Origin of the sequence: Micrococcus sp. TCR-5 (assembly GCF_052220525.1) — a bacterium.
GTDB lineage: Bacteria > Actinomycetota > Actinomycetes > Actinomycetales > Micrococcaceae > Micrococcus > Micrococcus luteus.
On sequence record NZ_JBQPDO010000016.1, the window covers coordinates 1 to 24,377 of the forward strand.

Annotated in this window: 25 protein-coding genes; 15 read left to right on the forward strand and 10 right to left on the reverse strand. The window is 73.1% G+C overall.

What is annotated here, in order from left to right; genetic code table 11:
- The coding region (locus ACTSKS_RS09430; RefSeq protein WP_442927490.1) for an integrase core domain-containing protein at positions 1-238 on the forward strand (238 nt) is incomplete at its 5' end.
- Positions 239-437: 199 nt separating this feature from the next.
- Complete coding sequence (gene trxA / locus ACTSKS_RS09435; RefSeq protein ID WP_052007086.1) at positions 438-878, forward strand: thioredoxin; 441 nt, start codon at positions 438-440, stop codon at positions 876-878.
- A gap of 30 nt (positions 879-908) precedes the next feature.
- On the opposite strand, the gene idi is transcribed toward trxA, so the two are convergent.
- Positions 909-1,538: an isopentenyl-diphosphate Delta-isomerase gene (gene idi, locus ACTSKS_RS09440; protein WP_036384334.1), complete on the reverse strand. Its 630-nt coding sequence runs from the start codon at positions 1,536-1,538 to the stop codon at positions 909-911.
- 146 nt (positions 1,539-1,684) lie between these two features.
- Here idi and ACTSKS_RS09445 point away from each other — a divergent pair, with 146 nt between their 5' ends.
- The 9 genes from ACTSKS_RS09445 (at position 1,685) to crtX (ending at position 9,000) form a co-directional block, all read left to right on the forward strand.
- Entirely contained in the window at positions 1,685-2,233 is a 549-nt protein-coding gene (locus ACTSKS_RS09445) for a hypothetical protein (RefSeq protein WP_036384338.1), read from the forward strand.
- Positions 2,234-2,394: 161 nt separating this feature from the next.
- Positions 2,395-3,471 carry a polyprenyl synthetase family protein gene (locus ACTSKS_RS09450; RefSeq protein WP_010079993.1) on the forward strand — a complete coding sequence of 359 codons (1,077 nt, stop codon included), beginning with the start codon at positions 2,395-2,397 and terminating at the stop codon, positions 3,469-3,471.
- A 1-nt stretch (position 3,472) separates the two neighbouring features.
- Positions 3,473-4,369, forward strand: a complete 897-nt coding sequence (locus ACTSKS_RS09455; RefSeq protein ID WP_036384340.1) for a phytoene/squalene synthase family protein — start codon at positions 3,473-3,475, stop codon at positions 4,367-4,369.
- Positions 4,366-6,066, forward strand: a complete 1,701-nt coding sequence (crtI, locus tag ACTSKS_RS09460; RefSeq protein ID WP_036384342.1) for a phytoene desaturase family protein — start codon at positions 4,366-4,368, stop codon at positions 6,064-6,066. Before ACTSKS_RS09455 ends, crtI begins: the two co-directional genes overlap by 4 nt.
- Entirely contained in the window at positions 6,063-6,947 is an 885-nt protein-coding gene (locus ACTSKS_RS09465) for a prenyltransferase (protein WP_442927491.1), read from the forward strand. Before crtI ends, ACTSKS_RS09465 begins: the two co-directional genes overlap by 4 nt.
- Positions 6,917-7,306 (forward strand): C50 carotenoid gamma-cyclase subunit alpha CrtYg, encoded by a 390-nt coding sequence (gene crtYg / locus ACTSKS_RS09470; protein ID WP_350748495.1) that lies wholly within the window; start codon positions 6,917-6,919, stop codon positions 7,304-7,306. The genes ACTSKS_RS09465 and crtYg overlap by 31 nt, the downstream gene beginning before the upstream one ends.
- Entirely contained in the window at positions 7,303-7,659 is a 357-nt protein-coding gene (gene crtYh, locus ACTSKS_RS09475; RefSeq protein ID WP_350748492.1) for a C50 carotenoid gamma-cyclase subunit beta CrtYh, read from the forward strand. The genes crtYg and crtYh overlap by 4 nt, the downstream gene beginning before the upstream one ends.
- Position 7,660: 1 nt before the next feature.
- Positions 7,661-8,212 (forward strand): hypothetical protein, encoded by a 552-nt coding sequence (locus tag ACTSKS_RS09480; RefSeq protein WP_377680964.1) that lies wholly within the window; start codon positions 7,661-7,663, stop codon positions 8,210-8,212.
- Positions 8,209-9,000, forward strand: coding sequence for a C50 carotenoid glucosyltransferase CrtX (gene crtX / locus ACTSKS_RS09485; RefSeq protein ID WP_442927492.1), 792 nt, complete (start codon positions 8,209-8,211; stop codon positions 8,998-9,000). Before ACTSKS_RS09480 ends, crtX begins: the two co-directional genes overlap by 4 nt.
- Here the strand turns inward: crtX and ACTSKS_RS09490 are convergent.
- The gene (locus ACTSKS_RS09490; protein WP_442927493.1) at positions 8,985-10,670 is read right to left on the reverse strand and encodes an SDR family oxidoreductase; all 1,686 of its coding nucleotides are present in this window, start codon (positions 10,668-10,670) and stop codon (positions 8,985-8,987) included. The two genes, crtX and ACTSKS_RS09490, sit on opposite strands and share 16 nt — an antisense overlap.
- 134 nt (positions 10,671-10,804) lie before the next feature.
- Here ACTSKS_RS09490 and ACTSKS_RS09495 point away from each other — a divergent pair, with 134 nt between their 5' ends.
- The 3 genes from ACTSKS_RS09495 to ACTSKS_RS09505 all read left to right on the forward strand — a co-directional run bounded on the left by ACTSKS_RS09495 (position 10,805) and on the right by ACTSKS_RS09505 (position 17,336).
- On the forward strand, positions 10,805-14,239 hold the full coding sequence (locus ACTSKS_RS09495; protein ID WP_442927494.1) for a DEAD/DEAH box helicase: 3,435 nt from the start codon (positions 10,805-10,807) through the stop codon (positions 14,237-14,239).
- 156 nt (positions 14,240-14,395) lie between these two features.
- Entirely contained in the window at positions 14,396-15,664 is a 1,269-nt protein-coding gene (locus tag ACTSKS_RS09500) for an aminotransferase class I/II-fold pyridoxal phosphate-dependent enzyme (protein WP_041103388.1), read from the forward strand.
- Between the two features lie 244 nt (positions 15,665-15,908).
- Positions 15,909-17,336, forward strand: coding sequence for an outer membrane protein assembly factor BamB family protein (locus ACTSKS_RS09505; protein WP_036381339.1), 1,428 nt, complete (start codon positions 15,909-15,911; stop codon positions 17,334-17,336).
- Between the two features lie 24 nt (positions 17,337-17,360).
- Here ACTSKS_RS09505 and ACTSKS_RS09510 read toward each other — a convergent pair whose 3' ends face one another.
- From ACTSKS_RS09510 to ACTSKS_RS09545, 8 genes are all read right to left on the reverse strand, one after another.
- The gene (locus tag ACTSKS_RS09510; protein WP_020626549.1) at positions 17,361-17,774 is read right to left on the reverse strand and encodes a DUF805 domain-containing protein; all 414 of its coding nucleotides are present in this window, start codon (positions 17,772-17,774) and stop codon (positions 17,361-17,363) included.
- Positions 17,775-17,784: 10 nt separating this feature from the next.
- Positions 17,785-18,051, reverse strand: coding sequence for a DUF7010 family protein (locus tag ACTSKS_RS09515; RefSeq protein ID WP_230278152.1), 267 nt, complete (start codon positions 18,049-18,051; stop codon positions 17,785-17,787).
- Between the two features lie 8 nt (positions 18,052-18,059).
- On the reverse strand, positions 18,060-18,383 hold the full coding sequence (locus ACTSKS_RS09520) for a hypothetical protein (RefSeq protein WP_020626551.1): 324 nt from the start codon (positions 18,381-18,383) through the stop codon (positions 18,060-18,062).
- 479 nt (positions 18,384-18,862) lie between these two features.
- Positions 18,863-19,375, reverse strand: coding sequence for a GNAT family N-acetyltransferase (locus ACTSKS_RS09525; RefSeq protein WP_020626554.1), 513 nt, complete (start codon positions 19,373-19,375; stop codon positions 18,863-18,865).
- Between the two features lie 80 nt (positions 19,376-19,455).
- Positions 19,456-19,869 carry a VOC family protein gene (locus ACTSKS_RS09530; RefSeq protein WP_036314920.1) on the reverse strand — a complete coding sequence of 138 codons (414 nt, stop codon included), beginning with the start codon at positions 19,867-19,869 and terminating at the stop codon, positions 19,456-19,458.
- Positions 19,870-19,914: 45 nt separating this feature from the next.
- Positions 19,915-20,097 carry a hypothetical protein gene (locus tag ACTSKS_RS09535; RefSeq protein ID WP_020626556.1) on the reverse strand — a complete coding sequence of 61 codons (183 nt, stop codon included), beginning with the start codon at positions 20,095-20,097 and terminating at the stop codon, positions 19,915-19,917.
- 308 nt (positions 20,098-20,405) lie between these two features.
- A complete protein-coding gene (locus tag ACTSKS_RS09540) occupies positions 20,406-21,905 on the reverse strand; it encodes an aldehyde dehydrogenase family protein (protein WP_036314923.1) in 1,500 nt (499 codons plus the stop codon).
- 37 nt (positions 21,906-21,942) lie between these two features.
- Positions 21,943-23,037, reverse strand: coding sequence for a zinc-binding dehydrogenase (locus ACTSKS_RS09545; protein ID WP_020626558.1), 1,095 nt, complete (start codon positions 23,035-23,037; stop codon positions 21,943-21,945).
- A gap of 293 nt (positions 23,038-23,330) precedes the next feature.
- Here ACTSKS_RS09545 and ACTSKS_RS09550 point away from each other — a divergent pair, with 293 nt between their 5' ends.
- Positions 23,331-24,338 (forward strand): IS481 family transposase, encoded by a 1,008-nt coding sequence (locus tag ACTSKS_RS09550; RefSeq protein WP_387027469.1) that lies wholly within the window; start codon positions 23,331-23,333, stop codon positions 24,336-24,338.
- The last annotated feature ends 39 nt before the right edge of the window (positions 24,339-24,377 follow it).

Genomic DNA, 24,377 nt, shown 5'->3' on the forward strand with positions numbered 1-24,377 from the left:
TCACCGGATCCGGCCCTACACCCCGCGCCATAACGGGAAGGTGGAGAGGTACAACCGGCTGATGGTCGATGAGGTCCTCTACGCCCGCCCCTACACCTCAGAGCAGGCTCGGCGTGAGGCCCTGGCGGTGTGGGTGAACCACTACAACTACCATCGGCCTCATACCTCCTGCGGGGACGCCCCTCCGGCCTCGTTGGCCCCGGCCCGAGTCAACAACGTCATGCCCTCCTACATCTAGGAAGCGGCGACGACGGCTCCCGTCTCGGCCACGACAGTGCGTGGAAGGCGCCCGTTTCCCGAACGAAAGTGCCGGGACACGCCGCCGTTTCCCGAACGAAAGCGGGGTGGGGCGGAATAGGTGCGGCGGGGTGTCCGTTGTGGTCGGCAGGACGATCGCCGGCGTGAGCGCGTCGGCCCCGCTGACGAAAGGACCCACCGTGGCCACCAAGGACCTGACCCTCGAGGAGTTCGGCTCCACCGTCGCCGAGAACGACACCGTGCTCGTGGACTTCTGGGCCGGCTGGTGCGGCCCGTGCCGCCAGTTCGCCCCCGTGTTCGAGGCCGCCTCCGAGAAGCACGAGGACGTCGTGTTCGCCAAGGTCGACACGGAGGACCAGCAGCAGCTGGCGGCGATGGCCGGCATCACCTCCATCCCCACGCTCATGGCCTTCCGCGGCGGCGTGCTCGTGTTCTCCCAGGCCGGCGCCCTGCCGGGCACCGCGCTCGAGCAGCTGCTCGACCAGGTCAAGGGCCTCGACATCGCAGAGGTCCGCCGCCTGGCCGAGGAGCAGCAGGGCCAGCAGGGCGACGCCGAGCCGGCGCAGGACGAGGCCGTGCAGTCCACTGCCGCCCACCTCGACGACGTCAACGGCCGCTGACGGCCCGCGCGGCGTCGCCGCGCCGGCCGCTCACCGCGGGTCGAACGCCCCCTGCTGCCACTGCTCCACGAGCCACGGGCTGAACGCCCGGGGGACGGCGGCCAGGGCGGCGGCCAGATCGGCCGGCTCCACCCAGCACCACTCCGCGACCTCGTCCCGCTCCGGGGCGGGGTCGCCGTGCATCCGGGCCCGGAACACCGGGCAGATCTCGTGCTCCTCCATGCCGGAGGCGTCTGCGGCCCGGTAGCGGAAGTCGGGGAGCACCTCGACGACGTCGGACACCTCCACGCCCAGCTCCTGCGGGGCGCGGCGCAGCACGGCCTCCGCGGGGGACTCGCCGGGGCCGGGGTGCCCGCAGAACCCGTTGGTCCACACCCCGGGGAACGCCGCCTTGCCCAGCGCCCGGCGGGTGAGCAGGAACCGGTCGGCCTCGTCGTACACGTGACAGGAGAAGGCCAGGTGCAGGGGCGTGCCGCCGTCCTCGGTGCGGCGGTGGACCGTGGCCTTGGCCTCCGTGCCCACGGCCTCGCCCTCCGGGGACAGCAGGACCACGCGCTCGACGTCGTCGGGGCCTGCGACCGGGACGTCCGAGGCCGCCAACCACGGTCGGGCGACGGGGGAGGGGCGGTCGGGCGGGGAGGGCGTGGCCGGGGTCTGCATGCCTCTCAGTGTGGCAGGCGAGCCGGGCCACCCATCAGATGTGGGCCACGTCACCTCAGTCCGATCCCGACGGCCGGGCGTGGCTAGAGTGCTGAGGTCGGCGCCACACCCCGGCGCGTCCCACGTCACTCGAGGAGAGCACCCCCATGGCCTTCGCCGCCCTGTCCCGTTCCGCCCGTCTTGCCGGCGTGTCCGCTGCCGCGCTGCTGGCCCTCACCGCGTGCGGCGGTCAGGACTCGTCCGACGCCGACGCGTCCGCCTCGACGACGGCGCCCGCCTCCGCGTCCGCGCAGGGTGCGGAGTCGTCGTCCGCCTCGGCGTCGTCGCTGTCCGCGGCCCCGGCCGACTACGAGGCCGGCACGTGCTTCACCGCCCCGCTCGGCGCCCGTGACCTGTCCTCCTTCGAGACCACCGACTGCGAGGGCGCCCACACCGCGGAGTACCTCTGGGCCGTGCCGGCCGTGGCCGAGGGTGAGGAGGCCGACCCGGCCGCCGCCCAGACCTGCACCGCCCAGGCCCAGCGCCTGAGCGAGGAGAAGGAGGACCAGCTGAACGGGGCCGTCCTGACCTCCTCCGAGCTGGGCAACTACGGCACCGACGAGAAGCACTGCGTCGTGTACGGGGTCTCCGGTGAGTGGGAGGGTCAGATCGTGGACCCGGAGATCACCCTGGAGACGGCGTCCGCCGACGCCTGATCCCGCCGGCGGCCCCGTGCGTCGTGAGATCGCGCCGCCCGGGACCGCCGCGGATGGACGCGGGACCGGCGCGGCCCGTAGTGTCTTCTGCGTCCAGAAGTTAGACGGTCGAACAGATGCGGCGGTCGGTGCCGCGTCGTGTCCGCCACCGAGGAGGCGCCATGGGTGAAGCGAGGACGGGCGGCGAGGCCGCGCTCTCCGGGGTGACCGCCGAGCTGGACGCCGCGCTCCGGCATGCCGCGGCCCAGGCACCCGGATCCGCCGCCTTCGCCGAGCTGCTCGACTCGCTCCACGTCCATGTGGGCGCCGGCAAGCTCATCCGCCCCCGTCTCGTCGAGCTCGGCTGGCGCCTGGCGACCGCCGACCCGGTCCCTCCGTCCGGCCGCGCTGCCGTCGACCGACTCGGGGCCGCCTTCGAACTGCTGCACACCGCGCTGCTCGTCCACGACGACGTCATCGATCGGGACGTGCTGCGGCGCGGCCAGCCCGCCGTGCACGCCTCCGCCCGGCACCGCCTCGAGGCCCGCGGGGTGCCCGCTGCGGACGCCGCCCACGCCGGGGTCGCCGTCGCCCTCATCGCGGGGGACGTCCTGCTCACCCAGGCGTTCCGGCTCGCCGCCACCTGTGCCGCCGACACCGCCCGGGCCGCCGAGGCCGCCGCCGTCGTCTTCGACGCCGCCGCCGTGACTGCGGCCGGCGAGCTCGAGGACGTGCTCCTGGGGCTGTCCCGCCACACCGGTGAGGAGCCCGATCCCGACCGCATCCTCGCCATGCAACGGCTCAAGACGGCGCACTACACGGTCGGCGCGCCCCTGCGCGCCGGCGCCCTCCTGGCCGGGGCGGATCCCGACCTCGCCCGGGCGATGGGCGAGGCCGGCGCCGACCTCGGCGCCGCCTACCAGGTGATCGACGACGTCCTCGGCGTGTTCGGCGATCCCGGGGAGACCGGCAAGTCCGCCGACGGCGACCTGCGCGAGGGCAAGGCCACCGTGCTCACCGCCCACGGCCGCCGCATCCCCGCCGTCCGCGCCCTGCTCGACGCGGGCCCGGCCACCCCCGCGGACATCGAGGCCGCCCGCCGCGCCCTCGAGGCGGCCGGTGCCCGGGAGCACGCCCTCGACGTCGCCGCCGAGCTCACCGTCCGCGCCCGCGAGCGCATCGCGGCCCTGCCCCTGGACGAGACGGTCCGGGCGGAGTTCGCCGACGCCTGCCACGCCGTGCTGACCCGGAGGTCCTGAGATGGCCGCGCCCGCCCCGATCCCTGCCGCGCTGTACACGCGGACGGCCCACGCCGCAGCGGCCCAGGTGATCCGCCGTTACTCCACGTCCTTCTCCTGGGCCTGCCGCACCCTGCCCCGGCAGGCACGCCAGGACGTGGCGACGATCTACGCCATGGTCCGCGTCGCCGACGAGGTGGTCGACGGCGTCGCGGTGGCCGCCGGGCTCGACGAGGCCGGGGTCCGCGCCGCCCTGGACGACTATGAGCGGGCATGTGAGGCCGCGATGGCGTCGGGCTTCGCCACCGACCCGGTCCTGCACGCCTTCGCCGACGTGGCCCGTCGCCACGGCATCACCCCGGAGCTGACCCGTCCCTTCTTCGCCTCCATGCGCGCGGACCTGGGGATCCGCGAGCACGGCGCCGAATCCCTGGACGCCTACATCCACGGCTCGGCCGAGGTGGTGGGACTGATGTGCCTGCAGGTCTTCCTCTCCCTCCCCGGCACGCGGGCCCGGACCCCGGGCCAGCGGCAGGAGCTGCGCGCGCAGGCCTCCCGGCTGGGGGCGGCGTTCCAGAAGGTCAACTTCCTCAGGGACCTGGCCGCGGACCACCACGAGCTGGGCCGCACCTACCTGCCCGGTGCCGCACCGGGCGTGCTCACCGAGGCGCGCAAGGCCGAGCTCGTGGCCGAGGTCCGCGCCGACCTCGACGCCGCCCTTCCCGGCATCCGTGCCCTGGACCCCGGGGCCGGGCGCGCCGTGGCCCTGGCGCACGGACTGTTCGCGGCCCTGGTGGACCGGATCGAGGCGACCCCGGCGGCCGAGCTGGCCCACCGCCGTATCCGGGTGCCGGACCGCCAGAAGGCCCGGATCGCCGCCCGCGTCCTGGCACGGGGCCGCCGGGGAGGCCGCCGATGAGCGCCCGGGACACCGCTCCCGGCCCGCGCACCGTGGTGGTGGGCGGCGGGTTCGCCGGACTGGCCACGGCGGGCCTGCTGGCCCGTGACGGGCACCGGGTGACGCTGCTGGAGCGCGGCGCCGTCCTGGGCGGCCGTGCCGGACGCTGGTCCGAGGCGGGGTTCACCTTCGACACCGGGCCCTCCTGGTACCTGATGCCCGAGGTGATCGACCGCTGGTTCCGCCTCATGGGGACCTCCGCCGCGGAACGGCTGGACCTGCGCCGCCTGGACCCCGGCTACCGGGTGTACTTCGAGGAACACCTCCACGAGCCCCCCGTGGACGTGCGCACCGGCCACGCGGAGGCGCTGTTCGAGTCCCTCGAGCCCGGCGCCGGGCGCCGCCTGCGGGCCTACCTCGACTCCGCGTCCCGGATCTACGGGCTCGCCAAGGACCACTTCCTCTACACGGACTTCCGCCGGCCGGCCGCCCTGGCCCACCCGGACGTCCTGCGCGCCCTGCCGGCCCTCGGGCCCCAGCTGCTGGGGGGCCTGCGCTCCCACGTCGCGGCCCGCTTCCAGGACCCCCGGCTGCGCCAGATCCTGGGCTACCCGGCGGTCTTCCTCGGCACGTCCCCCGACCGTGCCCCCGCCATGTACCACCTGATGTCCCATCTGGACCTCGCCGACGGCGTGCAGTACCCCCTCGGCGGTTTCGCGGCCCTGGTGGACGCCATGGCGGAGGTCGTGCGCGAGGTCGGCGTGGAGATCCGCACCGGGGTCGAGGCGACCGCCGTCGAGGTGGTGGACCGTCCCGCCCCCGCCGGCCGCCTCGGACGCCTGGCCGCCCGCCTGCCCAGGCCGGGAGCAGCCCGCGGGGACGAGGGCCGACGTCGCCGCCCGGGCCGGGTGACCGGCGTCGCCTGGCGGTCCGACGACGGCGCCGCGGGACGCCTCGACGCCGATGTGGTGGTGGCCGCCGCGGACCTGCACCACGTGCAGACCCGTCTGCTGCCTCCCGGCCGGCGCGTCGCGGAGTCCACGTGGGACCGGCGCGACCCCGGTCCCTCCGGCGTGCTCGTGTGCGTGGGGGTGCGCGGATCCCTGCCCCAGCTGGCCCACCACACCCTGCTGTTCACGGCGGACTGGGAGGACAACTTCGGGCGCATCGAGCGGGGGGAGGACCTCGCCGCGGACACGTCGATCTACGTCTCGCGCACCTCCGCCACGGACCCGGGCGTGGCCCCGGAGGGCGACGAGAACCTCTTCATCCTCGTCCCGGCCCCCGCCGAGCCGGGGTGGGGGCGCGGCGGCATCCGGGTCCGTGACGGCCAGAGCTGGCGGGTGGACCGCGCCGGGGACGCCCAGGTGGAGGCCGTGGCGGACCGGGCCCTCGATCAGCTGGCCCGCTGGGCCGGGATCCCCGACCTGGCCGAGCGCATCGTGGTGCGGCGCACCTACGGGCCCGGTGACTTCGCCGCGGACGTGCACGCCTGGCGGGGTTCGCTGCTGGGCCCCGGGCACACGCTGGCGCAGTCGGCCATGTTCCGCCCCTCGGTGCGGGACGCGGACGTGGCCGGCCTGATGTACGCGGGCTCCTCGGTGCGCCCGGGAATCGGGGTGCCCATGTGCCTGATCTCCGCCGAAGTGGTCCGGGACGAACTGCGCAACGACGCGCGCAGGGCCCGGCCCGCGGGCCCCGGGGGGAGCGGCACATGATCCGCACCCTCTTCTGGGCGTCCCGGCCGGTCAGCTGGGTGAACACGGCCTACCCGTTCGCCGCCGCCGCGATCCTGACCGGGGGGCTGCCCGCGTGGCTGGTGGTCCTGGGCGTCGTGTTCTTCCTGGTGCCCTACAACCTGGCCATGTACGGCATCAATGACGTGTTCGATTTCGCCTCGGACCTGCGCAACCCCCGCAAGGGGGGCGTGGAGGGCTCCGTGCTGGGCGACCCCGCGGTGCGCCGCCGGGTGCTGGCGTGGTCGGTGCTGCTGCCCGTGCCGTTCGTGGCCGTGCTCGCGGGCTGGTCCGCCGTGCGGGGCGAGTGGGCCGCCGTGCTGGTGCTGGCGGTGAGCCTGTTCGCGGTGGTGGCGTACTCCTGGGCGGGGCTGCGGTTCAAGGAGCGGCCCTTCCTGGACGCCGCGACCTCCGCCACCCACTTCGTCTCCCCCGCGGTCTACGGCCTCGTGCTCGCCGGGGCGACCCCCACGCCCGCCCTGGCGGCGCTGCTGGGGGCGTTCTTCCTGTGGGGCATGGCCTCGCAGATGTTCGGGGCCGTGCAGGACGTGGTGCCGGACCGGGAGGGGGGCCTGGCCTCGGTGGCCACCGTGCTGGGCGCCCGGCGCACCGTCCTGCTCGCCGCCGGCCTGTACACGGCGGCGGGCCTGCTGCTGCTGGCCACCGAGCCGCCGGGCCCGCTCGCGGCGCTGCTGGCCGTGCCCTACGTGGTGAACGCCCTGCGCTTCCGCCGCATCACGGACGCCACCTCGGGCGCGGCCCACCGCGGCTGGCAGCTGTTCCTCCCCCTGAACTACGTGACCGGCTTCCTCGTGACCCTGCTGCTGATCGGGTGGGCGCTGACCCGGGGGGCAGCGGCATGATCTACCTGCTGGCCCTGCTGGGTGTCATCGGCTGCATGCTGCTGGTGGACCGGCGCTTCGAGCTGTTCCTGTGGCATCGCCCGCTCCCGGCGCTGCTGGTGCTGGCCGCCGGGGTGGCCTACTTCTTCGCCTGGGACCTGTGGGGGATCGCCGAAGGCGTGTTCCTGCACCGGCAGTCGCCCTACATGACCGGGGTGATGCTCGCCCCCCAGCTGCCCCTGGAGGAGGGGTTCTTCCTGCTCTTCCTCAGCCAGATCACGATGGTGCTGTTCACCGGGACGCTGCGCCTGCTGCGCGGCCGAGGACGCGACGCCCGTGCCGCGACGCCGGCCGATCCGACCGGTCGGGGGAGCCGGTGACCTTCCTCGACCTCGTCCTCGTCTTCGTGGGCTTCGCCCTGGCCGTGCTCATGGGCGCCGTCCTCGTCGGCCGCGTGCGGGGCGGGCACCTGCGGGCCGTGGCGGCCACCCTGGTGGCCCTGTGGGTGCTCACGGCGGTCTTCGACAACGTGATGATCGCCGCGGGGCTCTTCGACTACGGTCATGAGCTGCTGGTGGGTGCCTACGTGGGTCGGGCACCCGTGGAGGACTTCGCCTACCCGCTCGGCTCCGCCCTGCTGCTGCCGGCGCTCTGGCTGCTGCTGACGAGCCGTCGTCGTGCCGATCGGCGCGGCCGTCGGCCGCGACGCCGCCCCCACCCGGACGATCGCTGACATGCTGCCGTTGATCCCCGCAGACCTGCTGCGCGCGCTCGGCCTGATCCTCGTCCCGGTCTCGGCGGTGCACGCCGGATGGCCGTCCGCGGCGGCGATGCTGCTCGTGTTCGGCTCCCAGTGGCTCACCCGCTGGCTCGCCCCGGGCGGCGCCCTGGACTGGGCAGCACAGGCGGTCCTGCTGCTGGCCGGGTGGCTGAGCGTCATCGGCCTCTACCCGCGGGTGCCGTGGCTGGACCTGCTCGTGCACGCCGTCGCCTCCGCCGTGGTCGCCTGTCTGACGGCACTGGTGGTGGGGGCATGGCTCCGGCGTCGGGGGACCGAGGCCGGGCAGGCCGTGGCTCTGCTCGGCCGGGGCCTGGCCGGGCTGGGGATCGCGGCCGCCGCCGTGGCCCTGGGCGTGGTGTGGGAGCTGGCCGAATGGTGGGGGCACACGGCGGTGACCCCCGAGATCGGTGTGGGCTACACGGACACCATCGGCGACCTCGCCGCCGACCTCGTCGGCGCCGGGGTCGGCGCCGCCCTCGCCGTGCGCCGGGAGCGCATCCGGTGACCCCGGCCCGCCCCACGGTCTCCGTGGTCGTCCCGGTGCTCGACGACGCCGACCACCTGCGCGTGTGCCTCGCACTGCTGGCCGCCCAGAGCCGGCCGGCGCTGGAGGTGGTGGTGGTGGACAACGGCTGCGCGGACGACTCGGCGGTGCTCGCCCGCGCCGCCGGCGCGCGGGTGGTGCACGAGCCGCGCCGCGGGGTCCCGGCCGCGGCGGCCACCGGCCTGGACGCTGCGGTGGGGGAGCTGCTGGTGCGCTGCGACGCCGACACGCGGATGCCCGCGGACTGGCTCGAACGGATCGTGGCCCGGTTCGACGCCGACCCCGGGCTCGATGCCCTCACCGGGCCGGGGACCTTCCACGACCAGCCCGGCCTCCGGGGACGGGTGCGGGCGGCGCTCTACACCGGCGCGTACCGCTGGGGGGCGGGCGCCGCGGTGGCGGCCACCCCCGTCTGGGGCTCCAACTGCGCCCTGCGCGCCGAGGCGTGGCAGGCTGTGCGGACCCGGGTCCACCGCGAGCGCGGGGACGTGCACGATGACCTGGACCTGTCCTTCCAGCTGGCCCTGGCCGGCCGCCGGATCCGGTTCGATCCGGACCTGCGGGTGGAGGTCGCCGGGCGCATCTTCCACTCCCTGCGCCAGCGGGTGCGGCAGGGCCGGATGGCCGTCACCACCCTGCAGGTCAACTGGGCCCGACTGTCCCCCGGGCGGCGTTGGCTGCGCCGGGCGGCCCGGGCACACCCCCGGTCCCGCTGGGGGCGTGGCCCCGACGGTCAGTCCTGCGACTGAGCGCCGTCGGCGTCGCGCGCTCGCCTGTCCAGCGGGTTGCGACGCAGGGGCAGGCGGTCCACCAGCGGCCGCAGCAGGCCGCGGCTGCGGGGACGCTCGCCGCCGTCGTGCCGTCGCTGGGCCTCTGCCAGGATGTTCGCGGCCATCTCCGGGAACACCACGGCGTGGAAGGGCAGGATGGCGGTCCAGTAGGCGCGTCCGAGCAGGCCGTCCGGCATGAAGACCGCCCGCTGGCGGTAGACGGAGCCGCCGCCCTCCCGCGGTTCGGTGCTCAGCTGCAGCCAGGCCCGCCCGCCCGCCTTCATCTCCGCCCGCAGCGTCAGCCGCCGCCCCGGCTCCACGTCCTCCACCCGCCACCAGTCCACGGCGTCGCCGCGTCGCAGGTGGTCCGGGTCCCGCCGGCCGCGGGTCAGGCCGGGCCCGCCGGCCAGCTTGTCCATCAGCCCGCGGATCCTCCACAGCAGCGGGGTGGAATACCATCCGTTGGCGCCGCCCACCGACTCGATCACCGGCCACACCTCCTGCGCGGGCAGGTCGGACTCGCGTTCGCGCTCGTCCGTGTAGACCGTGGTGCCGGCCCACTCGGGATCCGAGGGCAGGGGGGCGGCCGGGTCCGCGGAGCTCTGGATGTCCGCGTCGAAGGTGACGTCCAGGGGACCCTCCTTCTCCCGCTTCAGCGCCAGCCGCACGGCGTCCATGTAGGAGGTCAGCCCGCCCGGCGGGTCCGGGATGAGGTCGCGGACCGAGTGGTCCTCCACGACCGCCTCCTCGGCGAGGGATGCGGCCAGGGGCAGGGCCACCCCGACCGGGATGGGGGTCACCGTGCCGATCCAGAAGCCCGCCAGGGTCTTCAAGGGCAACGGGGTGGGGATCACGATGCGCCGGGACAGGCCGGCGGCCTTGGCATAGTCCACCAGCACGCTCGCGAACGACTGGGGATGTCCGTTGCCGATCTGGGCCCTCAGCTGCACGGGCTCCGGGAGGGCGCAGGCCTGCAGCAGGTAGTACAGGACGTCGCGGATGGCCAGCGGCTCCACCCGGTTCTTCAGCCAGGACGGGCCGGGCATCACGGGCAGCCGCTCGGCGAGGTGGCGGATCATCTCGAACGAGGTGGAGCCCGAGCCGATGATCACCCCGGCCTCGAACGTCAGTGCCGGGGTCGCCGCCCGCTCGAGACGCTCGGCCACGAGCGCGCGGGAGCGCATGTGGTCGGACAGCTCCGCGACGGGGATCGTGTCCGGGTGCAGGCCGGAGAGATAGACGAGCTGGGCCACGCCGGCCGTGTCCGCGGCGGTGCCCACGATGTCCGCGATCCGCTGCTCCTGGGCCACGAAGTCGCCGCCCCCGCCCATGGAGTGCACGAGGTAGAGCACGGTGTGCACGTCCTGCATGGCGGCTTCGACGAGGTCCGCCTCGGTGAGGTCGAGCTCCACCGCCTCGATGCTGTCCGACCACGGCCGGTCCGCGAGGTCGGAGGGGTTGCGGGCGCCGGCCCGGACGTCGAAGCCGGCGGCGAGCAGCTCGGGGATGAGGCGCCCGCCCACGTACCCGGTGGCACCGGTGACGAGGACGCGACGGCCCCGGCCTTCCGGCAGGGACAGGCCGAGGGGGGAGGTGTGGGGCGCCGGCGTGGCACCGGCGGGGACGGGGGAGGGCTGTGTGGACGCCATAGGCGCACTCTAGGGTCCGGGGCGGGCCGGCCTGAAGGTCTCGGGTGTGCGGACCCCGGGCCCAGGGGTCGGCACGCCGCCGGGCCGGCGTCGGTCGGAGCGGGCCCGGCACGGTCCGTGAAAGACTGCTCGCTATGGCCACTGCAGATTCCGGAGACGTCCTGCCGCACCTGCGCACCGAGGCCATCCGCGCCGTCGTCGGGCCCACCAGTGCGGACCGCGGCTTCGCCGTGGCCGCGTCGGGCGCCGTGGGGCGCCTGCGCTACGACGCCGCCACCGGCCGTCTGAGCGCCTCCGTCCAGGGCACCGCGCCCAGCCCCTACCGGGTGCAGGTGCAGCTGCAGGAGGCCTACGACGACGCCGCCGCGGCGGACAGCGCCGGCGCCCTCATGGAGCCGGTGGGCGGGCGCTGCACGTGCCCGGTCGGGACGGACTGCAAGCACGTGGCCGCGGCGCTCTACCAGGCGGTCCGCCTCGACGCCGACCAGGCCCTCGACGACGCCCGCCGCAAGCTCGCCGAGATGGTCACCACGGCGGACGCGCTGCCCGCGCCCGCCGGACGGGGCCACGACGACGGCGGCCCGGCCGGCATCGACGCCCCGGCCGCGGACGGGGCGGCACCCCCACCCCCTGCCGGCCTGGACTGGCGACGGGTCATGGAGCCGCTGGCCGGACTCCACGGCCCGCGCCGGGTGGGCACGCCGCCCGCGCTGGCGATCGGCGTGGAGCTCGTGGCCGAGTCCTCCCGCAACGCGTTCCAGCAGTGGAGCCCGGCGACCGCCGGGGAGGAGCAGGTGCGCGAGGGCCGCCCGCTGTACGTGACCGTGCGCCCGCTCAAGCGCGGGGCCAAGGGGACGTGGATCAAGGGCGGGCTGACGTGGAAGGCGTTCCAGTTCCCGCGCGCCGAGTTCGCCCCCGCCCAGGAGCGGGCGATGCGCCTGATCTGGCGTCAGGTCCAGGCCGAGGACTCCTACCCGGGCGACGCCTGGTTCGGTCTGCACGTCTTCGACTCCCCGCGGATCTGGCAGCTGCTCGCGGAGGCCCGCGAGGTCGGGGTGGAGCTCGTGCCGCTGGGGCTGCTGACGGACGTGGTGCTGGAGGCGCCCGTCGCCGTCGGGCTGGACGTCACCCGCGCCCCCGACGGCGGCCTGGACGTGGCCCCGTCCCTGGACCCGGCCCAGCCCGGCCCCGGGCTGAGCGGTGTGCACGCCGTGGGAGGCATCGGCTTCTACCGCGTGGAGCTCACGGACGAGGAGGCCGTGCTCCACCTGATCCCCGCCGCACGCCCCGTCCCCGAGGCCGTGCAGCAGCTCGTGCTCGCCGGCGGGCCCGTGCGCGTGCCCGCCGCGGACCGCGAGGAGTTCCTCGGCCGGATCTACCCGCGGCTGCGTGGCGCCCTGCCCGTGACCAGCGGCGACGCCTCCGTGGAGCTGCCCGAGTTCGAGCCGCCCGTGCTGCGGCTGCGCGCCGACTTCCGACCCGGCCACGAGCTCGTGCTGCGCTGGTCCTGGCTCTACTTCGACCCGCCCCGCGAACTCGGCCTCGACGCCGGCGGCGACCCCCTGCGGGACACCCGGCACGAGGACGCGGTGCTGCGCGCCGTGGCCGAGCTCTGGCCGCGCGCCGGCCGCGCCGAGGAGCAGGTCCTCGAGGGCGTGGGCGCCGCCCGGTTCTCCGAGCAGGTGCTGCCGCTGCTGCAGCGCGCCGACCACGTGCGCGTGGACGTCACCGGCGACCGCCCCGACTACCGCGAGCTGAAGGCCGCCCCGCGCATCGAGGTCGGCACGAAGGCCACGCAGAACGACTGGTTCGACCTCGGCGTGCAGGTCTCCGTGGACGGGCACGTGCTGCCGTTCGTGGAGCTGTTCACCGCGCTCGTGCAGGGCAAGACCACGCTGATCCTCGCGGACGGCTCCTACCTGGGCCTCGACCACCCCGCCTTCGACCGCCTGCGCGCCCTGCTCTCCGAGGCCGCCACCCTGCAGGAGTGGACCCCGGAGCACACCCCCGTCTCACGGCACCAGGTCGGCTTCTGGGAGGACCTCAAGGAGCTCGCGGACGAGGTGGACGAGGACCCGGAGTGGACCGCCGCCGTCGGGCGTCTGGCCGCCGTCGAGCGCCTCCCCGAGGCCCCGCGCCCCGCCGGCCTGAAGGCCGACCTGCGTCCCTACCAGGAGGAGGGCCTGCGCTGGCTCGCGTTCCTGTGGGAGCAGGACCTCGGCGGGATCCTGGCCGACGACATGGGCCTGGGCAAGACCGTCCAGACCCTCGCGCTCTTCGCCCACGCACGCCAGGCCCGGCCCGAGCGGCCCCCGTTCCTGGTGGTGGCCCCCAGCTCCGTGGTGTCCGTGTGGGCGGCCGAGGCCGAGAAGTTCACCCCGGACCTCGACGTGCGCGTCCTGGACACCACCACCCGCAAGCGCGGCACCGCCGTGGCGGACGAGGTGGCGGGGGCGGACGTGGTGGTCACCAGCTACACGCTCCTGAGGATCGACGCCGGCCAGTACGGCGGACTGGACTGGGGCGGGGTGGTCTTCGACGAGGCGCAGTTCCTGAAGAACCGCGCCGCGAAGGTGCACGCCGTGGCCCGGGACCTGCGCGCCCCCTTCCGGCTGGCCATCACCGGCACGCCGATGGAGAACTCCCTCAGCGACCTGTGGGCGCTGCTGGGCGTCGTCGTGCCGGGCCTGTTCCCCAGCCACCGCCGGTTCCGCGAGGCCTACGTGACCCCCATCGAGACCGGGGGGGACCCCGAGCGGATGGCGGCCCTGCGCCGCCGCGTGCGCCCGTTCATGCTGCGCCGCTCCAAGGAGCTCGTGGCGAAGGACCTGCCGCCCAAGCAGGAGCAGATCCTCCAGGTGGAGCTCGAGCCGGCCCACCGCAAGCTCTACGACCGCGTGCTGCAGCGCGAGCGGCGCAAGGTCCTCGGCCTGCTGGGGGACATGGACGGCAACCGGTTCACCATCTTCAAGTCGCTCACGCTGCTGCGGATGCTCGCGCTGGCGCCGCAGATCGTCGACGACCAGTACGCCTCCGTGCCCAGCTCGAAGCTCGAGCGGTTCCTCGACGACCTCACCGAGGTGATTGCCGAGGGCCACCGGGTGATCGTGTTCAGCCAGTTCACGTCCTTCCTGCGCGTGGTGGCCGAGGAGCTGGACCACCTGGAGATCGAGCACGCGTACCTGGACGGGTCCACGCGCGGGCGCGCCGAGGTGATCCGCGGGTTCCGCGAGGGCGAGGCGCCGGTGTTCCTGATCTCCCTGAAGGCGGGCGGCTTCGGCCTGACCCTGACCGAGGCGGACTACGTGTTCCTCATGGATCCGTGGTGGAACCCCGCCGCGGAGGCGCAGGCCGTGGACCGGGCGCACCGGATCGGGCAGGAGCGGACCGTGATGGTCTACCGGCTCGTGTCCGAGGGGACGATCGAGGAGAAGGTGCTCGAGCTGCAGCGGCGCAAGGCCGAGCTGTTCGGCGCGCTCATGGACGAGTCCGACGACTCCGGCGCCGGCGCCTTCACCGACTCCCTCACCGCCGAGGACATCCGGGAGATGCTCGGCGCCGAGGAGTGAGGGCCGCGCGAGGCGGGCCGGACGTTTTCGTTCGGGAAACGGCGGCGTGTCGCGACGTTTTCGTTCGGGAAACGGCGGCCCGCCCGCCCGTTTCGTCAACGAAAGTCGTCCCCGGGGCGCCGTTTCCCGAACGAAAGCGGGGGGTAGCCTCGGGCCATGCGTCGCCCGTCCCGTTCCAGCACCGCCGACCCCGCCAGCACCGCCGCCCCTGCCCCCACCGCCACCCCCGCCTTCGCGCCGTCCGCCCGGTCTCAGGTGCCACCGTTCACGGTGATGAGCATCCTCGGCCGGGTCGCCGAACTCCGTGCCGCCGGCCACGACGTCGTCAGCCTGTGCGCGGGGGAGCCGGGCGGGGGCGCCCCGCCCGCCGTCGACGCCGCGGCCGCCGCCGTCCACGCCTCCGGCCGTGCCCTCACCTACACCCCGGCGCTGGGCCTGCCGGAGCTGCGGGCCGCCGTCGCCGGCCACTACCGCCGCTGGTACGGGCTCGACGTGCGCCCCGAGCAGGTCGCGATCACCACGGGCTCCTCGGGGGCGTTCATGCTCGGCTTCCTCGCGGCGTTCCCCCCGGGGGACCGCGTGCTCCTGCCGCGCCCCGGCTATCCGGCGTACCGCAACATCCTCACGGCGCTCGGGGTGGAGGTGGTGGACGTGGACGTCGACGCCGGCACCCGCTACCAGCCCACGGTCGCCCACCTGGAGGCGGCGCTCGCGGAGGGCCCGGTCGCGGGGCTCGTGCTCGCCTCCCCGGCCAATCCCACGGGCACGATGGTCAGCGCCGCCGAGCTCGCCGAACTCGCCCGCTGGTGCGAGGAACGCGGTGTGCGGCTCGTCTCGGACGAGATCTACCACGGCATCGTGCACACGGACGGGGAGGGGCTCGGCGCCTGCGCATGGCGCACCTCCCGCACCGCGCTCGTGGTCAGCTCGTTCTCCAAGTACTGGGGCATGCCCGGCTGGCGGCTGGGCTGGATGCTCATGCCGGACGACCTCGCCGCCGCGGTCGACGGCCTCGCCGGCTCGGTCGCCCTCTGCCCGCCCGCCGCGGCCCAGGAGGCGGCCGTCCACGCGTTCAGCGAGGAGTCCTACGCGTTCTGTGCCGAGCAGGCCGGCGGCTTCACGGCGACGCGCGGCGTCGTGCTGGCCGCCCTGCCCCGGCTCGGCTGGGCCGACGCCGCCCCCGCCGACGGCGCCTTCTACCTCTGGGCCCGTCTCGCCCCGGGCATGCTGGCGGAGTTCGGCAGCGCCGTCGGCTACTGCGCCGCCCTGCTGGAGGAGGCCGGCGTCGCGCTGACCCCCGGCGACGACTTCGACGCCGTCCACGGGCCCGAGTCCGTCCGGCTCTCCTTCGCCGCCGGCCCGGACGCCGTCCACGAGGCGCTCGAGCGGATCGCCGCCTGGCATGCGGCGCGCGGCCTGGCCTGACGGGCTCCGCCGCGCGCCGCACCGCCCGACGCCTCAGCCGCCCAGCCGGTAGTGGCGCCCGAGCGGCGTGCCGTTGACGGCCCGGTCGCCGCGTCGAGGGCGTCACGTGCCGGTTCCCGCGACGGGGGCGCGCCGTCGGCGCCGCCGAGATGCCGGGGCGGGGTCCACCGCAGTATTGCGAACCATCCGCAACAGTTCTTATTGTGAATCAGTCGCATCTTCTCGCCCTCGTGAAAGGCTCCCCGTGTCCCACTTCGCCCCGCAGCGCCGTTCCACGCGCACCGCCACCTTCTCCGCCACCCTCGCCGCCGCGGCCATCGCCCTGACGGCGTGCGGCGCGGACGCCGACCCGTCCGGCCCGACGTCGGCACCCGCCTCCGCCGCGGGCGGCGCCCAGTCGCCGGCGGGTGAGGCGACGGCGGCCTCCTCCGTCTCCGCGGAGGACCGCGTCGACCCGACCCAGACCACCGAGGTCTCCGCGGTGACGCCGCGCATCCTGCTCTCGCACGAGGACGGGCTCACGCTGCTCGACGCCGAGTCCGGTGAGGTGGTGAAGGAGCAGGACATCACGGGCTTCACGCGGCTGAGCAACGCCGGCAACGGCAAGGACGTCCTGGTGACCACCGGGAAGGGCTGGGAGGTGTTCTCCACCGGCATCCAGGCCAAGGCCCACGGCGATCACGTCCACAACTACGAGTCCGCGCCCGGCATGACCGGCGTAACGTTCCCGGGTGAGCATCCCGGCCACGTCGTCACCCACAACGGCAAGACCACCCTCTTCGCGGACGGCACGGGCGCGATCCGGACCTTCGACTCGACCCACCTGGACAAGGCGACCCCGGACCTCATGCCCGTCATGACGGAGGCCGAGACCGAGGACCCGCACCACGGCGTGGCGCTCGAGCTCTCCGACGGCACCCTCTTCACCACGCAGGGCACCGAGGACTCCCGGAACACGCTCCAGGTGATCGACCCGAAGACCGGCGAGGTCACGGCCGAGACCGACGACTGCCCCGGCAGCCACGGCGAGGCCGCGGCCCAGCCGACGGAGGCGGGCGACGTCGTCGTGATGGGCTGCGAGAACGGGCCCGTCGTGTACCGGGACGGCGAGTTCCACAAGGTGGAGGTCGAGACCGAGTACCAGCGCTCCGGGAACCTGTTCGGGTTGCATGACTCACCCATCGTCCTGGGTGATCACAAGGTCGAGGAGGAGCCGAAGGAAGCCGTCGAGCGGCCCACGGGGATCGCCCTCATCGACACCCGCACCGATGAGCTCACCACCGTGGACCTCGGCTCGTCCTACTGGTTCCGCTCGCTCGGCCGCGCTGAGGACGGCTCCGCGGTCGTGCTGACCTACGACGGCGAGGTCACCGTGATCGACGAGGAGACCGGTGAGGTCACCGCCGAGTACCCGGTGATCGAGCCGTGGAAGGAGAAGGACGAGTGGCAGGAGCCCGGTCCGATCCTGAAGGTCGCCGGGAACACCGCCTACGTGACGGACGCGGAGAACCGGAGGCTCGTGGCCGTGGACCTGGAGACCGGTGAGACCGTCCTGGAGAAGGACCTGGAGTTCGCCCCGGTCGAGATGGCCGTGGTCACCGGCCAGCCGGAGTCCGTGAAGCCCGAGGAGGGCGCGCACGGTGACGAGGACCACGACGACCACGACCACTGATCGGGCCGGACATGGCGGCGGGGGTCAGCGCCGCGCGGCCGTGGCCCCCGCCGGAACCGGGTCCGACGCATCGGCGGGGTGTCCGAGGCGCGGGGCGGACGGCTGGAGCGCGAACACGAGCAGCGTGAGCGGGCCGACGAACGGTACCAGCCCGAGGAACAGCCACGCGCGGCTGAAGCCCGCATCGTGGAGGCGCCGGGCGAGCAGGGCGAGCGAGGGGAGCGCGTGCGTGATCCCCACCAGGAGGACGGCCGCGTCGCGGAGGGACAGGTCCGGGGAGCCGAGGAGGAACACGTCCAGGACGGTGGACACGAAGTGAACGACGGCCTGCAGGAGCCACACGTAGAGCGCCGCGAGCCAGAAGTCGGCGCGGGACGCGCGCCCGCTGAACTGCGCGTAGCCGGCGTAGTAGCGGCGGATGGCCTGAAGCATGGTCATGGTCCGGCCCTCAGTCCTGCCGAGGGGACGCCAGCAGACCCTGTGCCGCGACGATCACGAGCATCGCAGCTCCCGCTTCGGCCGCCCCCGCGGGCCCGGCCACGGGATCGCCGAGAACCGCGACTACGGCACCGGCGAGCCCCAGCACGGCCATCGCCCCGCCGATCCACCAGAACACCGGGGCCTGGAATGCCCGGGCGAACGGGAGGAAGTGGCCGCCCACCACGGCGGCCACCAGGGCGATCTGCGCCGTCGGTGCGTCGAGCGCGAGTGCCACCAGGCGTGTCACGGGGAGGAGCGCCAGCATCGTGACGACGGCGATCCCGTAGACGCGCCGCGGGCGGGCGCCTGCACGGCGGGCAGCACCCGCCGGCGCAGCAGCACGACCACCAACGTGAAGCCGATCAGCGCGATCGCGCTGCCGCGCAGCGTGCCCTGGTGCTCGGCCGGCAGCCCCGCGATCCCGCCGAACAGGAAGGCGCCGCCGCCGACCACCCCGATCAGCCCGCCCCACACCACCGGGTGCCGGAGGTGGCCGATCCCGCGGACGGGCGGGTCGTCGTCGAAGTGGGCCGGCCGCATGGGGCGGGCCGTGGTCGTGTCCGTCATGGTTCCCCCTCGCATCACGTGTGACATGCGTCATCCTGCCATGACGGGTGGACGGGTCAGGCCCCCTGTGGACAGGCCCCGATGATCATCAGCGGGTGCTCCGCCGCGTCGAATGGGCGGCCGTGCCAGCCGCTCCAGACGCGGTCCACCGCCAGGTCCACCGACGCCGGCTCGATCAGCTCCGCCGTGCCCCGCCGCCACTCGACGCGGTCCCCGCCGGGGCGATCCCCGCGACGACGCGGGCGTCATCGTAGGCGCGGCGGTTCGTCTCGGCCGGGTCCAGATGCATGGACGGCACCGTATCTTGAAGATGACCGCATGCACCGCCAGCTGGACCACGAGGAGTTCGACCAGCGGCTCGAGGGCTGAGCCGCCGCGGTCTGCCGCGCTCACCCCACGAAGACGCAGAAGCGCCTGGCCGGCTGGGCGCAGGGCGTGTCTCCTCAGTGGGCACGCACCCATGGCGGCAGTTCAGTGCGTCATGCCTCTTGGCCGTGGCTGCTGTAGACCACGATCGGCGCTCTACTGGGATCGCGCGTCCTCTTCCACACGGTCATGCCAATTCGTTCGGCCACGCGACGGGAAGCCATGTTGTCGGGGTTGATGATCGCGGTGACCATCGTTGCGTCGAGGGTCTCGAACCCGTGTCGCAGGCAGGCAGAGGCCCCCTCGGTTGCCAGTCCCTGTCCCTGGCGTTCAGGCAGGACGTGGTAGCCGACCTCGAGGACCTCCTGGCCGTCGACGTTCTGCCAGGTCAGGCCGCAGTCACCGATGAAGTCGCCGGTGGTCCGGTGTTCGATGACCCACAGGCCGAACCCATGCTTGGCGTAGTTGTCCTTCGACCAGTTGATCCACCGCTGCACCTCGTTGCGCGACTTGGCCCGCGGGTAGTAGCGCATGACCTCCGCGTCTCCGCGGAGCCTGCACATGTCGTCGAGGTCAGCGTCGGTCATGCACCGGAACGTGAGTCGATCGGTGGGTTGCGGGATCACCCGACGACCTTACCGACGGCACTGAACCGGCTTCTTTGTCTTCGACATGTGCGTGAAACCACCCCCGCGGTCTGCCGCGCTCACCCCACGAAGACGCAGAAGGGGTGGCCGGCCGGGTCCGCGAACACGTACAGGGGCTCGTCCTCGTCGTCGGAGCGGTCCTGGACGAGGCGCCCGCCCAGGCGCAGGGCGTGGTCGTGGGCCGCGTCGAGGGAATCGCGGTCCGGCACGGTGAAATCCAGGTGCAGCTGCATCGGCACCTCGGGTGACGGCCACGTGCTGGGCTTCAGTTCGTCGGTGCGCTGGAATGTCAGGACGCGGCGGCCGTCGTCGTCCAGCAGCACGAGCCAGTCCGCGCTGTCCGGCTCGCGACCGTCCGCGAGCTCGTCGCCCGCGCGGTAGTGGAGGCCGAGGAGCTCGCGGTAGAACTCCGCGACGGAACGGATGTCGACGGCGTCGATCACCGGCTGCTGGAGCACGGGGCGAGTGACCATGGCCACACACTAAGCGACCTCGGTGTCCGCGTCAGCGTCTCGGCCTCAGTCGACGTCGTCGCGCCCCGCATCCACCCACCGCGCGGCCGGCACGACGGCGGCCAGCGAGACCACCGCCAGGACCTGCCACCCCGCGAGCGCCCAGCCGACCCCGAGCGCACCGCCTCGATCAGTGGCTGATCCCTCGCCGCCCATCCGGTGGCGGGGGATCAGCCGTGCGGTGGGCACGAGGCCACGGATGGGACCGAGACTTGCGGCGCTCCCGCTTGCGGTGGCCGTACCGGTGGCTGAGAGGCGAATGCGAAAAGCGTGACCGGCCCGATCTTCGGATCAGACACAGGAAGATCCAGGCGCGGTTGAAGTCAGCGTCGTGGAGCCGGCGTCGTAGCGCCGGATTGCGTCGCTGAAATGCAGGGCCTTGCCCTCAGCCCTGCCGCGACGGGCGGATGCGGCAGGCGCCCCTGTGAATGACCACCGATGTCGGTCAGCCGCCGCAGGATCCCACCCGCGGCGGCTGACCGACTGGCGTTCGTCTGTCAGAGTGCGATGGTCACGGACTTCACCTGGGTGTACAGCTCCAAGCTCTCCGCGCCCAGCTCCCGGCCCCAGCCGGACTGCCGAAAGCCACCGAACGGCAGCTGCGAGTCCAGGGCATGGAAGGTATTGACCCACACCGTGCCGGCCTTGAGCCGTGCGGCCACGCGGTGGGCACGGGAGACGTCCCGGGTCCACAGGGCGGCGGCGAGGCCGTATACCGAATCGTTCGCGGCGCGGATCACTTCGTCCTCGTCGGTGAACTTCACGGAGACGGCCACCGGGCCGAAGATCTCCTCGCGGACAATGGACATCTCCGGGGTGGTCTCCGTGAAGAGGGTGGGCTCCACGTAGAAGCCGGCGTCGCCGTGCCGCTGCCCGCCCGTCAGAGCGACGGCACCGTCCCGCTTGCCCTCCTCAACGAAGCCCATCACCCGGTCCAGCTGCTCCTGGGAGACCAGCGGGGTGATGGCGGCGTCCTCGGTGCCCGGACCGATGCTCATCTGGCGCATCTTCGCGGCGAGGGCCTCGTTGAACCGGTCGTAGACGTCGGCGTGCACGAACACGCGCGTGCCGGACTCGCAGGCCTGACCCGAGTTCAGGGTGAATCCCATGAGCGCCCCGTCCACGGCGGCGTCGATGTTGGCATCCGCGAACACGATGTTGGGGGACTTGCCTCCCAGCTCGAGCGACACCTTCTTCAAGTTTTCGGCCGCCGCCCCCACGATCTTCTTGCCCACCTCGGTGGAGCCGGTGAACGCGACCTTGTCCACGTCAGGGTGGGCGGTGAGCGCAGCACCGGCGTCGCCGTGGCCGGTGACGATGTTGACGACGCCAGCCGGCACGCCTGCCTCCGTCAACAGTTCGCCCAGCATCAGTGCTGTCAGCGGCGTCTGCTCCGCGGGCTTGAGGACCACGGTGTTGCCCGTGGCCAGTGCGGGGGCGATCTTCCAGGCCGCCATCAACAGCGGGAAGTTCCATGGGATGATCTGACCGCACACGCCCACGGGCTCGCGCCGTGTGTAGGAGTGAAACTCGGCCTCGGGCGGGGCCAGCAGCATGGATGGAGCATTGACGGCCCCCTGCAGCTTCGAGGGCCAGCCCGCGTAGTAACGGAAGCAGTCCGCAGCGGCGCGGACGTCAAAGGCGCTGGCGATGCCCACGCCTTTGCCCTGGTCGAGGGACTCCAGGAGCGCGAAGTCCTCGAGGCGTTCGGTGATCAGGTTGGAGATCCGCCACAGCAGGTCCTCGCGTACATTCGGCCGCATCCGCACCCATGAGCCCTCGTCGAAGGCGGCACGGGCCGCGGCGACGGCGGCGTCGATGTCGGCCTGCTCGGCGTGCGCCACCGTGGCGAGCACCTCGCCGGTGGCAGGATCCCGGGTCTCGAAGGTCTTCCCGGACGCCGCGTCGACCCATTCACCGCCGATCAGGAGGCGATGGGGGCGGTCCAGGAAGGCGCGTACTCGCGCGGTCATAGGGGAGTTCGATGTCTCAGTCATGGTGCGTCCTAGGAGTCGTGAGATGGGGAGTGGGGCATCAGAACGAGGTGATGACGGAACGGATCACCTCGCCGTTGAGGAGCCGCTCGTACCCGGTATTGATCTCATCGAGGGAGATCTCCTGGGAGACCATGTGGTCCAGATCCATACGTCCCTGGACGTACAGGTCGGCGTACAGCGGGATGTCGCGCTGGATGTTGGAGGAGCCCATGGCCACCGCCTGCAGGCGTCGCTGTGCGAACAGCGAATCGAGCGAGGCGCCGAACTGGGCCGTGGTCCCGGGCGGGGCAATGCCGATCAGGTACGCGGTTCCGCCAGGTCCGAGAACGTCCTGGGCGAGTTGCTGGGTCACTGGCAACCCGATGGCCTCGAACGCGTGGTCCACTCCGGTGCCCGTGATCCCGAGGACCGCCTCGACGGCGTCCCCGGAGCCCGAGTTGACCACGTCGGTGGCGCCGAACCGGCGGGCCGCCTCAAGCTTGGAGTCGTCCAGGTCGATCGCGATCACGCGCTTGGCGCCGCATAGACGGGCACCGCTCACGGCATTGAGGCCGATGCCACCGACGCCCACGACGGCCACCGTGTCACCGGGCCGTACGTGGGCCGTGTTGATGGCCGCGCCAGCACCGGTGACGACCGAGCAACCGATGAGCGCGGCCTGCGGGAAGGGGATGTCCTCGTTGACAACGGCTAGCTGGTTCTCATGGACGAGTACCTGCTCGGCGAATCCGCCCACGTTGACGGACTGGGCGACGGGCGTGCCGTCCTGAAGTGTGAGGCGTGGCTTCTCCTCCGGCCCCCGCACCACAGCCTCCTGATTCAGGCACAGGGTGGTCTGGCCCGCGAGACACCGCGCGCAGGCCCCGCAGTAGGCGATCAGACAGGCGACGACGCGGTCGCCCGGCTTCAGGCTTGTCACGCTGGGGCCGACCGCGGCGACGACACCGGAGATCTCATGCCCTCCGGCGGCGGGCAGGGGCAGGCCGAAGTCGTGGTCGATGAGGTGCAGGTCCGAGTGGCACAGGCCGGAGGCCTTCACGTCCACCAAGACCTCCCGCCCCACCGGGTCGTCGATCACCACATCATGGATCTCGAACTTGCCCCCGACCTTCATTGCGAGCGCTGCGCGCATAATCGTTCTCCATTCACTAGGGTCGATTCCTGTCGCCTGAATATGACCTAGATCACATGTGGCAGAGTCAGGCTATGACCGGTGCCGTAGGGGCGGGGTGTGCAGTTCTGCGACACCCGCGGCGGCGGTGGCCCATCCTGACGGCGGGGGTCCTGGTGATGTGCGGACGGGCGGCCTAGGTGTTGTGGGTCATGAGGTTCTTGCCACGAGGCGCCGGCTGAGATGAGACGAGTGGGCCCCGCCCCGCAGGATGGAAGTTCCTACACCACCCACCTGCCAGAAGAGACCCACTCATGACTCACGCTAACGCACCCCTGACCCCGACCGGCCGGCTGCGCATGGTCCAACGCCACCTGCACGACGGGATCCCGCAGGCGCACGTGGCCGCCGAGTTCCGCGTCAGCCGGCCCACGGTGGCCACCTGGGTCGCCCGCTACCGCGCCCAGGGAGAAGCCGGCCTTCAGGACCTGCCCAGCCGGCCGCACCGTTCACCTGCCCAGCTCGATCCGGTCCTGGTCGCCCAGATCCACGCCCTGCGGCGGGAGCGCAAGTGGTCCGCACGGCGCATCCATCACCACCTCGCCTCCGAAGGCCACCAGCTGTGCCTGCGCACCGTGGGGAGGTGGCTGCACCGACTCGGGATCTCCCGCCTACGGGACCTGACCCCGGCCGGAGAAGACCTGCGCCAACGACCCCAGAAGATCACCGCCCGCGGCCCGGGGCACATGGTGCACCTGGACGTGAAGAAGATCGGACGCATCCCCGAGGGGGGCGGCTGGCGTGCTCACGGCCGGGACTCCGAGAACGCGCGAGCAGCCAAGCGCGGGCCTGGCCGACGGGTCGGCTACACCTACCTGCACTCGGCGATCGACGGGTACACCCGCCTGGCCTACACCGAGGCGTTGGAGGATGAGCGGACGGTGACCACGATCGGGTTCTTCTGCCGGGCGAGGGCGTTCTTCGCCGCCCACGGCATCACCGTGGACCGGGTGATCACGGACAACGGCAACAACTACCGGGCCGTGGACTTCACCCGGAAGGTGGTCTCGCTCGGGGGCCGGCATCACCGGATCCGCCCCTACACCCCGCGTCACAACGGGAAGGTCGAACGCTACAACCGGCTGATGGTGGACGAGGTCCTCTACGCCCGCCCGTACTCCTCAGAGCGGGCTCGGCGTGAGGCCCTTCAGGTGTGGGTGAATCACTACAACTACCATCGGCCGCATACCTCCTGCGGAGACGCTCCTCCGGCCTCACTGGCACCGACCCGAGTCAACAACGTCATGCCCTCCTACACCTAGGCTTCTCGACCGTGATGTGCATCTCAGAGTGGCCGCACG